Raw genomic sequence first — 16,148 nt, 5'->3', positions numbered from 1 at the left:
ATGCTGGTCTCGCTTTCGATCCGCGACTTCGTGCTGATCGAGAAGCTCGACCTCGACCTCGCTCGCGCGGGTGGTGGCGGCCTCGGGGCCCTGACCGGGGAGACAGGCGCCGGCAAGTCCATCCTGATCGATGCGCTCGGCCTGGCGCTCGGCGCCCGCGCCGAGTCGGGGGCGGTGCGGCGCGGTGCGGCGCAAGCATCGGTCGCGGCGTCGTTCGACCTGCCCGCCGGCCATCCTGCCCGCCAAGTGCTGATCGACCAGGCCCTCGATGTCGATGACATGCTCACCTTGCGCCGGCTGGTCGGGGCCGATGGGCGCGGGCGCGCATTCGTCAACGACCAGCCGGCCTCGGTGGCGCTGCTGCGCCGGCTGGGCGACACGCTGGTCGAGATTCAGGGCCAGATGGAACAGCACGGTCTGCTCGACGTGGCAACCCATCGTGCCTCGCTCGATGCCTTCGCCGGCCTCGAAGGCCCGGCCGAGGTCGCGCGTGCTGCGTGGCAGGCGTGGCGGGCCGCCGAGCAGGCGTCGACCGATGCCGCAGCGGCGGCAGAAACGGCCCGGCGTGACGAGGAATTTCTTCGCCACGCCGTGAAGGAGCTCGCCGAGCTGTCGCCGCGCGGCGACGACGAAGAGAAGCTCACCCAGGAACGGCAGGTGCTGCGCGCCGGCAGCGCGCTTGGCGAGACGCTCGCCCAGGCGTTGTCGGAACTCGAGCACGGCCGCGGCGCCGTCGCCGCATTGCGCGCCGCCCATCGGCTGATCGAGCGCCAGGCCGACAAGGCGGCAGGCCGCCTCGACGCGGCGCTGTCGGCGCTCGATCGGGCGCTCAGCGAGGCAACGGAAGCACAGGCTCAGCTCGAGGCTGCACGCGAGGCCCTCGATGTCGATCCGGCGCACCTGGAAAAGATCGAGGAGCGCCTGTTCGCGCTGCGCGCCGCCGCACGCAAGCACGGCGTGCCGGTGTCTGACCTCGCGGCATTGGCCGGAAGGTTCGCCAGCCAGCTCGCCGCGCTCGACGACGGCGAGGCCCTCCTGAAACGACTTGCCGCCGAAGCCGGCGCTGCGCGCGCCGCCTATGTCGACGCAGCGGCGACCCTTGCGGCGGCCCGCCGCAAGGGTGCCGCCAGGCTCGACAAGGCGGTGGCTGCCGAACTCGCGCCGCTCAGGCTCGAGAAGGCGAAGTTCGTGACCGCTGTCTCGACCCTGCCCGAGGCCGAATGGTCCGAGCACGGCACGGAGCGCATCCAGTTCATGGTGGCAACCAATCCCGGCACGCCACCGGCGCCGATCGCGCGCGTCGCCTCGGGCGGCGAGCTGTCGCGTTTCCTGCTGGCGCTCAAGGTTTGTCTGGCGCGCGTCGGCGATGCGGCGACGATCGTGTTCGACGAGGTCGATTCGGGAATAGGTGGTGCTACCGCCGCAGCGGTCGGCGAGCGGCTGCGGCGGCTGGCGAAGGACGTGCAGGTCCTGGTGGTCACCCATTCGCCGCAAGTCGCCGCCTTGGCCGATCGCCAATGGCTGATCCGCAAGACGACCACCCGAAATGCCGCCAGCACCGATGTTCTGGCGCTCGATGCTGTGGGCCGGCGCGAGGAGATCGCGCGCATGCTGTCGGGCGCCGAGGTTACGGCCGAGGCGCGCGCCGCGGCCGACCGGTTGCTGGCCGCGGCAGGTTAGGAGGAACGGATGTCGCGAGCCGCCAAGGTCGTCGCGTCGGTCGCGGTCGGCGATCTCACCGAACGTCAGGCGCGCGCCGAGCATAAGCGTCTGGCAGCGGAGATCGAGCATCACGACAAGCTCTATCACGTGCAGGACGCGCCGGAGATCTCGGACGCGGACTATGATCGATTGCGGCAGCGGTTGAATGCCATCGAAGCGAGGTTCCCTCAGCTCGTAGACAGCTTCAGCCCAAGTCAGCGAGTAGCACCGCCTCCCAGTGCGGCGTTCACCGAAGTCCGGCACCTTCGTCCTATGCTGTCGTTGCAGAACGTCTTTACGGACGATGAGCTGCAGGCATTTCTTGATCGTGTGCGGCGTGGACTTGAGCAGGAGACCGATCTGGCGCCCGATGCCGAGATCGCCTTCGCCTGCGAGCCCAAGATCGACGGCCTGTCGATCAGCCTGCGCTACGAGGATGGCGAATTCGTCGTCGGCGCGACGCGCGGCGACGGCACGACCGGCGAGGACGTCACGGCCAACCTGCGCACCGTCAGGGACATCCCGCACCGCCTGCATGGCAAGGCGCCGCGTGCGTTCGACGTGCGGGGTGAGATCTACATGGAGCGCAAGGCGTTCCAGCAGATGAACGAGCGCCAGGAGGCGGCCGGCGAGAAGACCTTCGCCAACCCGCGCAACGCCGCGGCAGGGTCGCTGCGCCAGCTCGACGCCGGGATCACAGCGAGCCGGCCGTTGCGTTTCTTCGCCTATGCCTGGGGCGAGGCCGAGCCGCGGTCGTGGAAGACGCACAGCGAGTATCTCGCCTTGCTGAGGGCATGGGGCTTCAAGGTCAATCCGCTGTCGCGGCTCTGCTATACCGCCGACGAGGTGCGCGATTTCTATCGCACGATTGCCGTCGAGCGGCCGTCGCTGCCCTACGACATCGACGGCGTCGTCTACAAGGTCGATCGCATCGACTGGCAGGAGCGGCTGGGCTTCGTCAGCCGTGCGCCGCGCTGGGCGATCGCCCACAAATTCCCGGCCGAGCAGGCGCGCACCCGGCTGAACGGCATCCTGATCCAGGTCGGGCGGACTGGGGCGTTGACGCCGGTTGCCGACCTCGAACCAGTCAATGTCGGCGGAGTCATGGTGGCGCGTGCCACCCTGCACAATGCCGACGAGATCGAGCGGCTCGACGTCCGAGCCGGCGACATGGTGATCGTGCAGCGCGCCGGCGACGTCATCCCGCAGGTGCTGGGCTTCGTGCCGGAGGAGCGCCCCAAGAGGACGCACAAGTTCCATTTCCCGACCCATTGCCCGTGTCCGCTGCGCACCGAGGTGCGCAGCGAGGAGGGCGGCGTCGTGCGCCGTTGCACGGGAGGGCTCGAGTGCCCGTTCCAGCAGGTCGAGCGGCTGCGCCACTTCGTGTCGCGCAACTGCTTCGACATCGAGGGGCTGGGCGGCACGCATATCGAGAATTTCTGGCGCGACGGCCTGCTGAAGATTCCCGGCGACATCTTTCGCCTGCCCGAGCGTATGGCCGACATCCGCAAGCGCGAGGGCTGGGGCGATCTGTCGGTGCGAAACCTGGTCGCCGCCATCGAGGCTCGGCGCACCATCACTCTCGACCGGTTCATCAATGCCATCGGCATTCCGTTGATCGGCGAGGCAACGGCCAAGATCCTGGCGCAGGAATACGGCGCCGCCGAGAGCTGGCTGTCCGAGATGCTGCAGGCGGCAGCCGAGCGCACCAAGGCGCCGGACGCTGTGAAAAAGGAGAAGGCGGTCGCCGAGGTCGGGCCGAGCTACGGCCGGCTGTGCAATGTCGAGCAGATCGGCGTCACCACGGCTGACGCGATGTGCGCCTTCTTCAGCGAAGGCCACACGGTCGAGATCATCCGCGATCTGCTGCGGCAGCTCACGGTGCAGCCAGTCGAGCGGCGCTCCGTCGCCGCCGACGCCAAGCTCCGCGACAAGATCGTGGTGTTCACCGGCGAGCTGTCGTCAATGACCCGGGATGCCGCCAAGGCGCGTGCCGAGGAGCTCGGTGCCAAGGTTACCGATTCGGTGTCGAAGAAAACCAGCCTGGTGGTTGTGGGCGGGAATGCCGGCTCCAAGGCCCGCAAGGCGGCCGAGCTCGGCATTCAGACCATGACCGAGGCCGAGTGGCTGGCGTTCTCGGCGGGGTGAAGCCTCTATTCGTGTCCCCGCGTAATCGGGGGAGGTGCCCGATGGGGGTTAAATTTGGTCGAGGCCCAACAAAGTCTTCATCCTGAGGAGGCCGCGTCGGGGGGCGTGGCTTTCCCCTACGCCCCCTGCGGGGGCACCTGCCTGCCGATTACGCGAGGGATGAAAAAGAGATGCGTCCACTCCCTGGCCGCCGCAAAAAGAAACGGCCGGGCTAAGCCCGGCCGTTCCCGAAGATCAGTGCTGCGGATCGTCTTACTGGATGACGATCTCGACGCGGCGGTTCTGCGGCTCGCGCACGCCGTCGCCGGTCTGGACGAGCAGGCCCTCCTCGCCACGGCCGATGACCGTGATCACGTTGGCCGGCACGCCGTTACGCACCAAGGCGTCCTTGACCGCGTTCGCGCGACGCAGTGACAGCGCCATGTTGTAGGCTGCCGGGCCCGACGTGTCGGTGTGGCCGGTTGCCGTGATCCGGGCATTGCCCTTGGCCTTGAAAGCGGCAGCCGCCTGGCCGATCGTGGCCAGGGCCTGCTGCGACAGGTTCGAGCGGTCCCAATCGAAGAACACCATGAACGACGGCGGGGCGACTGCAGGCGGCGGCGGCGGCGGCGGCGGAGCCGATGCACCGAACTTGACCTGGACGGTCGCCATCAAGCTGATGTTGTTGTTGCTCCAGGCGCTGCCGAGGTAATACGGATTGGTCGTGCCGTAGTAGCGGCCGTCAATGTTGAGCCGGAAGCCGGGCGCGAACTCGTAGCCGACGCCGAGGATGCCCTGGAAGGCGAAGACCGTGCTGTGAAGCTGATAGTAGGCGTCGACGAAGGCGACGCCGGCGCCGGCGCCGACATAGGGGATGAACGACCCGAAGCTGCGGAAATCATACAGCACGTTGGCCATCACCGAGACTTGGCTGATCTGATTGTTGATCGCCGCCCCGGGGCGGAAATAGGTCGAGCTGGTGTTCTGGCGGAAGAGGCCTTCGACCTCGACACGGGGGCCGACGAAATCGTAGCCGATGGTGCCGCCCGCACCCCAGCCGGTATACGGCGACACGTACCGTTCGCGGATCTGGGTCCCGAACATCCAGTTCAAGCCACCCTCGATGCCGAGGTAGATTCCGGGCTGTGCCGGGGCACCTTGGGCTTGAGCGACGGCCGGCATGCCTGCTGCTGCCAACACCGCCGTCACTAGCAACTTCCTCATTCTTGATCTCCCTCGTCGCAGATATTTTCGCGGGTCGTATAACTGTCGACCGGTATGATTGGGTTAGCGGTGGAATAGTACGCGGCCACGCCGGGAGTCGCCACAATTTGGAGCTTCCGCAGACGCATTGCCGCCCTAGTGTGATTTTGAGGTAACAGGTACCTCAAGAGCGCGTCTATATTTACATTAATAGTGCAGATTCATTGCCAAAATCAGCAAGATTCAAGGCCTTCCAGTACCACATTGCGAGCGGGGAGCAGCAGTATGGCGCCAAGAATGGGCGGCCCGAACCCTGCGGTGCCCTCGGTTGATGCTTACGCCGACTCCCTGGGAACCAGGCAGAACGTCTGCCGTCAGCACTTCGCTGGCTGCCTTGCTCGTCTGTCGGCCGCTGATGGCTTCCGCGCGGGCAGGATGGTAGAGCATGCGCCGTTTCTGCTTGCGGTCGCATGCACTTGCGGCGGCGCACAGGTGCAGTCTCTCGCTGGAGTTCGATCGAATGGATTTGGCCCGTTTTCCGCGTCGCCGCTACACGCATGCCCCCACGCCGATCGAGCTTCTCCCACACTTCACCAAGGCCCTGGCGGCGCTCTGCCCGGGTGGCGCCGGTCCCGAGATCTGGATCAAGCGCGATGACCTCCTCGGCCTGTTTCCTGGTGGCAACAAGACCCGCAAGCTCGAGTTCCTGGCTGCCGACGCCCTGGCACAGGGTGCCGATACGCTGATCACCTGCGGTGCCCCGCAGTCCAATCATTGCCGCATCACGCTCTCCGCCGCGATCAAGGAAGGGCTGAAATGCCGTTTCGTGATCGAGGAGCGCGTTGCCGGCAGCTATCGCAAGGAGGCTGGCGGCAACAATTTCATGTTCGAGTTGATGGGCGTGGAAGCCATCACCGTCGTGCCTGGAGGCTCGGACATGGGCGCGGCCATGTCGAAGGTCGCGCAGGAAATCGCCTCGCTCGGTCGCAAAGGCTACGTCATCCCGGGGGGCGGCTCGAACGCGATTGGAGGCTTGGGCTATGTCGCGTGCGTGCAGGAAATGCAGCAGCAATGGCTGGACATGGGGTTGGCGCTCGATGCGGTCGTGGTCGGCTCGGGCAGCTCGGGCACTCACGGCGGCATGGTGGCGGGCTTCTTCGGCAACAGCATCAAGATTCCGCTGATCGGCATTGGCGTCAGCCGTGATCCCGCCGACCAGGAGCCTCTGGTCTACAAGGAGGCGCAGGCGGTGGCCGACCTGCTCGGCATCGGCAAGGTGCCGCGCGATGCGGTGAAAAGCGTCGGCGGCTACTGGCAACCGAAATACTCCGTGCCCAACGTAGGAATGGTGGAAGCCGTCCAGATGCTGGCGCGCACCGAAGGCATCCTGCTCGATCCGGTCTATACTGGAAAGATCATGGCGGGACTGATCGGCCTCGCACGCCAGGGCCATTTCAAGCCCAACGCCAAGGTGCTCTTCATGCACACCGGCGGCCTGCCGTCGCTGCATGTCTACGAGGACGTCGTGCTCGGCCGAACGGTCTTGGCGGACTAGATCCCGCGCTAAATCGCCCGCGTTGCCTCGGCGAGCCAGGTGCGTGTGGCGTCGTCGACCTGCAGCGCCACGGTTTCGCGCACGCGTCGGTGATAGTCGTTAAGCCATCGCCGTTCGACGTCGGTCAACAGGCCAGGCTCGATGCAGGCCAAGTCGATCGGCGCCAGGGTCAGGGTTTCGAACTCGAGATAGCGGCGGTCGGCGCCGTCGATCTCCGCCTCGCGCACCGCGACCAGGTTCTCGATGCGTATGCCGTAGGCGCCGGCCTTGTAGTAGCCGGGTTCGTTGCTGACGATCATGCCGGGCTGCAGGGCGACATTGTTCGCGACCTTCGAGATGCGATGCGGCCCCTCATGCACCGACAGATAGGCGCCGACGCCGTGGCCGGTGCCGTGATCATAGTCGAGCCCGACCTGCCACAGCGCATAGCGCGCCAGCGCATCGAGCTGAGAACCGGTCGTGCCGGCCGGAAAGCGCGCCATCGCGAGCGCGATGTGGCCCTTGAGGACGCGCGTGAAGCGATCACGCATCTCCGCGGTCGGCGTGCCGATGGCCAGCGTGCGCGTGATGTCGGTCGTGCCGTCGCGATACTGGCCACCCGAATCGACCAGGTAGAGACTGCCCGTCTCGAGCCGGCGCTCGCTCGCCGGCGTGGCGTGATAATGCACGACGGCGCCGTTGGGGCCGGCGCCCGAGATCGTGTCGAAGCTCAGGTCGCGCAAGGCGCCAGTCTCCTGGCGCAGCGCCTGCAGGCGGTCCGAGACCTCGATCTCGCTGAGCGTGCCGCCGAGCGATTCGTGCGTCAGCCAGCCCAGGAAACGGCTGACGGCGGCGCCGTCGCGGCGATGGGCGGCGCGGATGCCAGCCAGCTCGATTTCGTTCTTGCAGGCCTTGGGCAACGCCACCGGATCGGCGTCGCGCACAATCTCGACGCCGGCCGCCTGCAGCCGGGTCGCCGCCCACATCGGCGCGGTCGCGCTCTCGAGCAGCACGCGCTTGCCGGCCTTGCCCAGCATGCCGAGCGCGGCGGCGAGGTCGTCCGGCGGGGCCAGGGTAACGCCGTTGCCGAGCCACGCGATGGTTCGGGCCGGTACCTTGCGGCGATCCATGTAGAGGTCGACATGGCCGTCGCCATGCAGCAGGGCGAAGCCCAGCGCGAACGGCGTGCGCGGCACGTCGCCGCCGCGCACGTTCAGCAGCCAGGCGATCGAATCGGGCGCGGTGAGCAGGGCGACGTCGGCACCCTTGCCCTTGACGATGGCGGCGATGCGGTTGCGCTTGGCGGCGCTGCTTTCGCCAGCGAACTCGTCGGGATGGGGCAGCACCGGGGCGAGGGGCGCCGCCGGCCGATCGGTCCAGACAGCGTCGAGCGGATTGGAATCGACGGGCACGAACTTACCGCCGGCGCGCCGGCAGGCGCGGGCGAAGCGTTCGTGGCCATCGAGGGTCTGCAACCATGGATCGAAGCCGAGCTTGCTGCCCTTGGGCAGGTTCTCGGCGATCCAGGTCTCGGGCGACTGCTCGGGGATCTGGTGGGGCACGAAGGCTGCCGTATCGACCTGGCTGCGCACCGCCAGGGTGTAGCGGCCGTCGACGAAGATGGCCGCGCGATCGGCCAGCACGATGGCGAGGCCGGCCGAGCCGCGAAAGCCGGTGAGCCAAGCCAGGCGCTGCGCCCGGCGCGGCACGTATTCGCCCTGATGCTCATCGGCGCGCGGGATGACGAAGCCGTCGAGGCCGCGGCACTGCAACTCGGCGCGCAAGGCCGCCAGCCGGGTGATCGGGGCGGGCGATTCGTCGAGGCCGGAGGCGGCCTTGCCGAGCTCGGCCCGCCACGTCGTAAGCGCCCGGGTGAGGGCAGCGTCTGCCGCCGGATCGACCAACTCGACCCATTCGGGACCGGACAGGCTCTCCGGGGCGGCGGCAATTCCTTGCATCAGAGAAGAAAGAGCCTCGGGATCGGTCGGCCGGCCGCGTTGGCTGAGCAGGCGAAGGGCGTCGTCGGGGGCGGAACTCATGTCGCGAAACCCTACGCGCGGCCTCGAAGGGAGGCAAACTGGGCAACGATTGTTCTTTCGCGATTGCGAAATGCCAAAATATTAGTCGTCATGCGTTCCATGCATATCGGCATTCGAAACCGCTCACTTATTCATGTAACTCAAGGGCCTATATTTGCTTCGTGCAGCGCAGCATCATCTTGCCGCGATGCACAATCAAAGGAGTAGCACCATGATGACCCAGCCGATTCGGACCGTGAACAATCTGAGCAGCGAAACTTCGCCGGCGAGGGGAAACGACATTGCCAAGTTCAGCCTGACCTACGAAGAGCGTCGCCTGCTCGATCTGCGTGCCCGGTATGCGCGCGCCGAGGTTCTGGCGAATGCATTCGGAGATATGATCCTGTGGCTTCGCCGGGTGTTTGGCCGGCTCACTGCCGGGATCAAGGAGAACCACAAGCTTCGAGCCGCCGAGACCCAACTTTTTCGCATGACTGATCGCGAACTCTCGGACCTTGGCCTTTGCCGGGCCGACATCGCCTTTGCGGTCCGCGAGACCCAGGGCTTCAGGCCGCAGTTCGACGTCGCCGACCCGGTGACGTCGGTAAACGAGAATTGGCGTCGCGCAGCATAATTCCGCGTAGCGTAGCGTAAGCGTAGGGGCCGGCGAAAGCCGGCCCTTTTTCTTTGCCGGTTCATGCTCCTCCCCAGCTTCGCTGGGCAGGAAGATCGATCTACGCGTCGAACATGATGACCGAGCGCAGGACCTTGCCCGACTTCATGTTGGCGAAGCCCTCATTGATCTCCGACAGCTTGATGCGGGCGGAGATCCAGTCGTCGAGCTGCAGGCGGCCCTTCATGTAGTGCTCGATCAGCCGGGGCATGTCGACGCGAAACCGGTTGGAGCCCATCGACGAGCCCTGGATCTTCTTCTCGCCGCGCAGGAACTCGATACCGTGCAGCTCGATCTTGGTGCCAAACGGGATCATGCCGATGATCGTTGCCACGCCGCCCGGACCGAGCATCTGGAACGCCTGCTCGGCGGTGATCTTGGCGCCGACCGCCTCGATCGCGTGATGCACCTGGCCCTTGGTCAGTTCCTTGACCTGGGCCACCGGGTCGCCGTTGCGCACGTCGACGATGTCGGTGGCGCCGAGCTTGGTGGCGAGCTGCAGCTTGGTCGGGTTGGTATCGACGGCGATGACGCGGCCGGCGCCGGCGATCGCCGCGCCGTTGATCGCGGCCATGCCGATGCCGCCGCAGCCCAGCACGACGACGGTCTCGCCGGGCGCCACCTTGGCGGTGTTGAAGATGGCACCGGTGCCGGTGACGACGCCGCAGCCGATCAGCGCCGCACGGTCGAGCGGCATGTCCTCGCGAATCTTCACGATCGCATTCTCGTGCACCAGCATCTGCTCGGCGAACGACGACATGTTGAGGAACTGGTGGATCGGCCCGGTCTTGTTCCAGGTCATGCGGGTGGACACGCCGGGCAGCAGCTTGACGTCGGTGTTGGTGCAGATCGCCGGCCGCCCCGACGTGCATTGCTCGCAGGTGCCGCAGAACACCGACAGGCAGGTGACGACGTGGTCGCCCTTCTTCACGTAGGTGACGTCGGAGCCGACCTCCTCGACGATGCCGGCCGATTCGTGGCCCAGCACCGCCGGCAGGGGATGCGGGAACAGCCCCTCCATGAAGTGCAGGTCGGAGTGGCAGAGGCCGGCGCACGCCGTGCGGATCAGCACCTCGCGCGAGCCCGGCTTGCGCACGCCCACGTCTTCAATCACCAGCGGCTTGTTGGCTTCGTGCAGGACGGCGGCTTTCATGGATGCGTTCCTCTCCCGGCGATGGACGGCGCGAGGCCGTCGAAGGCGAAGGGTAGGGGAGGCGATAGCGGGGCGGCAAGATGCGCGGCGGAAACGGCTGCGCCACGTCTCGCCGGGCAGAAGGACGAACGACGGCGAGCGCATATGGGCGCGTCTTTCACTCTCCTCCCCAGCTTCGCTGGGGAGGTGCCCCGTCATACGGGGCGGAGGGGTCATGAGTCTCAGTCCCGCTGCTCATGACCCCTCCGTCGGCGATTACGCCGACACCTCCCCAACAGAGTTGGGGAGGAAAATGAGAGAGCGCTATCGGGCCTCGCCCCGCTGCAAGAGCAAGGTGCGCCACCAGGCGCCGTGCGATTCCAGGTCGATGCGACGTTCGAAGGCGAACCCGCGGCGGCCGTAGACGGCGAGCAGATGGCCGGCCTGCTCGACCAGCAGGCCGCTCAGCAGCACCCGGCCGCCCGGCCGGACGGCTGAGGCAAACGATTCCGAGAGCTCGGTGAGGGGGCCGGCCAGGATGTTGGCCACGATCAGATCGTAGCGGGCGCGGCCCGCGAGGCCGGCGGCGCCGAGCCCGACGGAATGAACGAAATGGCAGAGCCCGCCGACGCCGTTCAGCGTCGCGTTCTCCTTCGCCACCTCGACCGCCTGCGCATCGTTGTCGCCGCCCAGCACCGGGCGCTGCCACAGCTTGGCCATGGCGATCGCGAGAATGCCGCTGCCGCAGCCGACGTCGACCACGTTCGCCGTGGTTGCCGGGTCGAGCGTGGCCAGCAGTTCCAGGCATCCGCGCGTCGTGGCGTGCGTGCCGGTGCCGAAAGCCAGCCCGGCATCGATGCGCAGCGGAAGCGAGCCGGGCGGCGGCGGTTCGCTCGCATGCGAGGGATGGACCCAGAAAGGCCCGACCGCGAAGGGCTGGAACGATCGCTGGTTCTCCGCCACCCAGTCCCGGTCGGGCAGGGCCTGCCATTGCCAGGTCGGTTCCTCAAGTCCGAGGGCCTGCGCCGCGTCCTCGATCGCGGCGGCGATCTTGGCATAGGGCTCCTCGCCGACGATCTCGATCATCCATGGTCCGTCGCGCGACATCTCACGGCTGCAGACGACGAAGCCTGCCTCGACCAGCCGTTCCTCGAGCGCATCCTCCCAGGCGGCGCGCAGATGCGCCGGGGACACGAAGCTTGCCTGGCCGATGCTCATGGATTGGCGTTCCTGACTCAGGTGGCGAGAAAAAGCGCCCGTTCGATGGGCAGGTCGACACCGACGAGCTTACCGATATCGTGCAGGTCCTGACCCGACTGGAACGGCACGTCGACCAGGATCTCGGTGTCGCCGACACGCACGCCGTAGCGCACGGTGGCGCCGAGGAATTCGCGCTGCGTGACCGGGCCGCGGAAGATGCCGGCATCCGCCAGGACGGCATGCTGCGGCCGGAACACCAGCTTGGCCCCGGCCGGCAGGTGCAGGCCAGGCGGCAAGCGCAGCCGCGGGCCGCCGACGACCTCGAAGACATCGCCCGATCTCGCGCCGTCCAGCACGTTGGCCGAGCCGAGAAAGCCCGCGACGAACAGGTTGTCGGGTCGCTCGTAGAGCTCCATCGGCGTGCCGACCTGGCGGATCGTGCCGGCTTCCATGACGGCGATGCGGTCGCAGATCGTGTTGGCCTCTTCCTGATCGTGGGTGACGAAGATCGTGGTGAGCCCCAGCCGCTGCTGCAGGGCGCGCAGCTCGCGCCGCACGCCGACCCGCATCCTGGCATCGAGGTTGGACAGCGGCTCGTCGAGCAGCAGGACCTTGGGCTCGATGGCGATGGTGCGGGCCACGGCGACGCGCTGCTGCTGGCCGCCCGACAATTGCGCCGGACGGCGATCGGCATAGTCCGCGAGGCCGACCAGCGCCAGCGCCTCGGCAACCTTGCGGTCGATCTCGCGGCGCGGCAGGCGGCGTTCCTCCAGTCCGAAGGCGACATTCCTGGCGACCGTCATGTGCGGCCACAGGGCGTAGCTCTGGAACACCATGCCGACATCGCGCTTCCACGGCGGCAAGGCGGCGACGTCCTGGCCGTCGAGCCGGACCTGTCCGGTCTCGGCCTGGGCGAAGCCCGCGATCAGCCGCAGGAGCGTGGTCTTGCCGCAACCGGAGGGACCAAGGAAAGCGAACAGCTCGCCGGGGCGGATCGACAGATCGATGTTCTTCAGGACTCGCGTCGCGCCGTAGGACAGGTTGACGCCGCTGATGTCGATCGCGACTGCCCGGGAGGTTGCGACGTTCACAGGTCAAGCCCGCGCGCCCGTTGCGAGCGCCCGACGGCGAGCTGCGACAAGCCCATGCAGAGCGCGACGATGAGCACGGCGATGACGCCCAGCGCCGCGCCGGCGCCGCGGCCGGCAGGAGTCTGCATCAGCACGTAAATGCCGTAGGCGAGCGGTGCATCGGAATTGCTCTGCACCAGCATCAGCACCGCGGACAGCTCGACCGCTGCAGTGGCAAAGCTGGTGACGAAACCGGCGAGCAGGCCGCCCGTCATCAGCGGCACGATGATCCGTCGGGCGGTGCGCGCCTTGGTGGCGCCGAGATTCTCCGCTGCCTCCTCGAGCGACACCGAGATCTGCTGCAGGGCGGCGTAGGCGGCGCGCAGCGCGTAGGGCAGGCGGCGGATGGCGATGGCCAGCACGATCACGATCCACAAGGTGGCGAGCGGCACGCCGCCCGGCAGGGTGACGCCATAGAAGGCGCGCAGATAGCCGATGCCCAGCACGACGCCAGGAACCGCCAGGGCGGCACCTGCCGTCCAGTCGAGCAGCTGACGGCCGGGCAGGCGGCTGCGCAGCACGAGGTAGGCGATGGCACCGCCGATCGCCACGTCGAGCGCCGCGGCGAGTCCCGCGTAGAGCAGCGTGTTCTCGATGTAGGCCGAGCTGTCGCCCAGGACGCGCGCGTAGTGGGCCAGCGTGTAGCCGTCGGGCAATGGGCTGAACGACCACACCGTGGCGAACGACAGCAGCACCAGGCCGACATGCGGCGCCAGCACCAGGGCCAGCACGCCGAGCACCATGGCATAGGCCAGCAGCAATCGGCCGCCGGTCAGCCGGCGCCGCGCCAGGCCGCCGCCGCCGCGCTGGGTCGTGGCGTAGTCCTTGCCCTTCAGCGCCTGCGCCGACGCCCACATGGTGAGCACTGCGATGGCGATCAGGACCACCGAGATGACGTAGCCCATCGGATCGTCGATGCCGATCGAGGTGATGCGCAGATAGGCCTGCGGCGCCAGCATCTCCTTGACGTTGAGCAGCAGCGGGCTGGCCACGTCGTCGAATACCTTGACGAATACCAGGCTGGCGCCGGCGACGTAGCCGGGCAACGCGAGCGGGAAGGCGATGCGGCGGAACAGGCGAAAGCCGTGCGAGCCGAGATTCTGCGCCGCCTCCTCCATGGCGCGGTCGATGTTGCGCAGCGCTGCCGAGAGATTGACCAGGATGAATGGGAAGTAGTGAATGGCCTGCAGGAAGACGACGCCGTTCAGGCCCTCCATGAGGCCGATCCTGATATCGAACCATTCGTCGAGCAGCAGGTTCACCGAGCCGTTGCGGCCAAACAGGAGCTGCATGGCGACGGCGCCGACGAACGGCGGCATGATCAGCGGCAGGAAGCCCAGCGTCTGCACAAGTGCAGCGCCGCGGAACTCGAAGCGCGTCGTCAGATAGGCGAGCGGCAGGGCGAGCAGCGACGCACCCACGACGGACATCGCCGAGACGTAGACCGAGTTCCAGAACGAGCGCACGAACAGGTCGGTGCGGACAAAGTCCAGGAAGTTGACCAGGGTGAGCGCACTGGAGCCCTTCTCGGTGAAGGCGACGTAGACCACCGTCGCCACCGGCACGACCAGGAAGGCCAGGAGGAAAAGGGCGATCGCCAGCGCCAGCGCGATCTGGCCTGGTGAGCGCACCCCGGCGAGGCGCACCGCATTGGCACTCTGCAAGAACACCGTCATCCCGACCGGAGCCGGGCGGAGCGAGGCGTAGTGGAGGGACCTTCCTTGTTGCGGCGTCGACAAGGGAGGTCCCTCGACTGTGTCGCCCTTCGGGCGACTTCGCTCGGGATGACGGAGCAAAATGGCATCTGCAAATGGCGAGGTAGGAGCCGGCGGACGGTACGTGGTCCAGCGCCATCAGCGGACAAGCTTCAACGCCGCGTCCGCCTTGGCCTTGGCCTGTGCGTATTTCTCCTTGGCGAAGGCCGACCATTGCTGCTCGAGCTCGGCTTGGCGGGCCGTTTTCTGCTTGCCGCCGCTGAACGCGGCGCGCGTCTCGGGCGAGGCCGCCTGCTCGGCCGTGATCGGCATGGCGGCGATCAGGTCGCGCGCTTCCTTGGCCAGGGCGCGCGCCTGCGCATTGTCCTTGCGGGCGAGCCCGGCCTCGACCTCGTGCAGCGTCTTGGTTGCGGCCTTGAGCGGCTCGAGCTGGAACGTGATCAACTGGTCGAACAGCACATCCACGGTTTCGGTGCGCTTCTCCGACAGCTCGGCATCGAAGGTGAGCAGGCCCTGCAGGGCTTTGTCCTTGAAGGGATTGGGATAGTCAGGCGGCGCCTTGTCGTAGGTCGCGGGCCGCACCGGCAGGCGGCGGATGGCGGGTTCCAGCAGGGTCTCCTGCCCGGCGGGCGACAGCAGGAACTCGACGAAGGCCTCGGCACCGGCCTTGTTGGGTGCATTGGCGACAATGCCGATATTGGCCGGCACCAGCGTGGTCACCGTGGGATAGACGAACTTCACCGGGAAGCCGCTGCCCTGCGACGAGAACGCGAAGAAGTCGATGACGATGCCGTAGCCGACCTGGCCGGAGTTCACCGCCTCGGGCACGCCGAACGAGCGGTCGGTGACCTGGTGCAGGTTGCCGCCGATCTCCTTCAGGGTGCGCCAGCCTTTGTCCCAGCCTTCGCCCTGCAGGATGGTCTCCACCGTGAGATGGGTGGTGCCGGAGCGCGACGGCGCCGAGATCGAGACGTGGTCGTAATAGGGCGCCCGGGCGAGGTCCTGCCAGTCCTTGGGCGTCGGCAGCTTCTTGGCCTTCACGTAGCGTTCGTTCCACATGATGCCGTAGCCCGACGCGGCAAAGCCGACATAGAAGCCGTCCTTGTCGTTCACTGGATAGGAGCCGACCTTCTCGGCGATGCCCGTCGCCTTGGGCTTGTAGGGCGCAAGCAGCTTCCTGGCCTTCAGCACTTCGAACGCATCGGGTGCCGATGCCCAGAATAGATCGACCTGGTTATTGCCCTTGGTCTCCTCGAGGTATTTCACGCCGGCGACCGTGTTGCGGTTCTGCACTTCCAGGGTCGCGCCGGGGGTCGCCTTCTCGAACGCCTTCTTGATCGGATCGGTCACGTCCTTCGAGAACGACGTGACGACCGTGATCTTGCCGGTCTGGGCGATGGCGGCCGTGGCCGCGAAGGTGAGAGCGAGCGTGAAGACGATGATACGAAGCATGGTGGGTACTACCGGTAGTCGGTGAAGCAAGGAAAGGAGCGAGCCTTTCCACTCTCCTCCCCAGCTTCGCTGGGGAGGTGCCCCGTCATACGGGGCGGAGGGGTCATGAGCTTCAGTCCCGCTGCTCATGACCCCTTGTGTGCGGGAAATTTGCCATGATGTGCGAACGGGCGGCTGTTGACGCAGCCGCCCGTCGTCGACCCTGAGCCCGTAGACCCCAAAGGCATATCCTGTGACGGAGCGAGGGACAGGGCCGATGTCTT

11 protein-coding genes are annotated in these 16,148 nt (G+C 67.0%); 4 read left to right on the top strand and 7 right to left on the bottom strand.

The features are described from left to right. Nucleotides 1-1,680 carry a DNA repair protein RecN gene (recN, locus tag ACILR9_RS24015; RefSeq protein WP_395712495.1) on the top strand — a complete coding sequence of 560 codons (1,680 nt, stop codon included), beginning with the start codon at nucleotides 1-3 and terminating at the stop codon, nucleotides 1,678-1,680. Between the two features lie 9 nt (nucleotides 1,681-1,689). Then, the gene (gene ligA, locus ACILR9_RS24010; protein WP_395712494.1) at nucleotides 1,690-3,849 is read left to right on the top strand and encodes an NAD-dependent DNA ligase LigA; all 2,160 of its coding nucleotides are present in this window, start codon (nucleotides 1,690-1,692) and stop codon (nucleotides 3,847-3,849) included. Nucleotides 3,850-4,101: 252 nt separating this feature from the next. On the opposite strand, the gene ACILR9_RS24005 is transcribed toward ligA, so the two are convergent. Further along, nucleotides 4,102-5,052 carry an OmpA family protein gene (locus ACILR9_RS24005; RefSeq protein ID WP_395712493.1) on the bottom strand — a complete coding sequence of 317 codons (951 nt, stop codon included), beginning with the start codon at nucleotides 5,050-5,052 and terminating at the stop codon, nucleotides 4,102-4,104. A gap of 499 nt (nucleotides 5,053-5,551) precedes the next feature. Between ACILR9_RS24005 and ACILR9_RS24000 the strand changes: the two genes are divergently transcribed. Further along, nucleotides 5,552-6,586 (top strand): D-cysteine desulfhydrase, encoded by a 1,035-nt coding sequence (locus ACILR9_RS24000; RefSeq protein ID WP_395712492.1) that lies wholly within the window; start codon nucleotides 5,552-5,554, stop codon nucleotides 6,584-6,586. Between the two features lie 8 nt (nucleotides 6,587-6,594). Here ACILR9_RS24000 and ACILR9_RS23995 read toward each other — a convergent pair whose 3' ends face one another. After that, a complete protein-coding gene (locus tag ACILR9_RS23995; protein ID WP_395712491.1) occupies nucleotides 6,595-8,604 on the bottom strand; it encodes an aminopeptidase P family protein in 2,010 nt (669 codons plus the stop codon). Nucleotides 8,605-8,815: 211 nt separating this feature from the next. On the opposite strand from ACILR9_RS23995, the gene ACILR9_RS23990 reads away from it, so the two are divergent. Then, nucleotides 8,816-9,217, top strand: coding sequence for a DUF1127 domain-containing protein (locus tag ACILR9_RS23990; protein ID WP_395712490.1), 402 nt, complete (start codon nucleotides 8,816-8,818; stop codon nucleotides 9,215-9,217). A 100-nt stretch (nucleotides 9,218-9,317) separates the two neighbouring features. On the opposite strand, the gene ACILR9_RS23985 is transcribed toward ACILR9_RS23990, so the two are convergent. The 5 genes from ACILR9_RS23985 to ACILR9_RS23965 all read right to left on the bottom strand — a co-directional run bounded on the left by ACILR9_RS23985 (nucleotide 9,318) and on the right by ACILR9_RS23965 (nucleotide 15,885). After that, nucleotides 9,318-10,409, bottom strand: a complete 1,092-nt coding sequence (locus tag ACILR9_RS23985; RefSeq protein ID WP_395712489.1) for a Zn-dependent alcohol dehydrogenase — start codon at nucleotides 10,407-10,409, stop codon at nucleotides 9,318-9,320. A 303-nt stretch (nucleotides 10,410-10,712) separates the two neighbouring features. Further along, nucleotides 10,713-11,606 (bottom strand): 50S ribosomal protein L11 methyltransferase, encoded by an 894-nt coding sequence (locus tag ACILR9_RS23980; protein WP_395712488.1) that lies wholly within the window; start codon nucleotides 11,604-11,606, stop codon nucleotides 10,713-10,715. A 17-nt stretch (nucleotides 11,607-11,623) separates the two neighbouring features. Then, complete coding sequence (locus ACILR9_RS23975) at nucleotides 11,624-12,679, bottom strand: ABC transporter ATP-binding protein (RefSeq protein ID WP_395712487.1); 1,056 nt, start codon at nucleotides 12,677-12,679, stop codon at nucleotides 11,624-11,626. Next, complete coding sequence (locus tag ACILR9_RS23970; protein WP_395712486.1) at nucleotides 12,676-14,382, bottom strand: ABC transporter permease; 1,707 nt, start codon at nucleotides 14,380-14,382, stop codon at nucleotides 12,676-12,678. The genes ACILR9_RS23975 and ACILR9_RS23970 overlap by 4 nt, the downstream gene beginning before the upstream one ends. Before the next feature lie 189 nt (nucleotides 14,383-14,571). Then, nucleotides 14,572-15,885, bottom strand: coding sequence for an ABC transporter substrate-binding protein (locus tag ACILR9_RS23965; RefSeq protein WP_395712485.1), 1,314 nt, complete (start codon nucleotides 15,883-15,885; stop codon nucleotides 14,572-14,574). Nucleotides 15,886-16,148: the final 263 nt, after the last annotated feature.

It is taken from the genome of Reyranella sp. (assembly GCF_044224635.1).
In the GTDB taxonomy this organism is placed as follows: Bacteria; Pseudomonadota; Alphaproteobacteria; order Reyranellales; family Reyranellaceae; genus Reyranella.
This window is presented reverse-complemented; position numbering and strand designations above follow the sequence as displayed.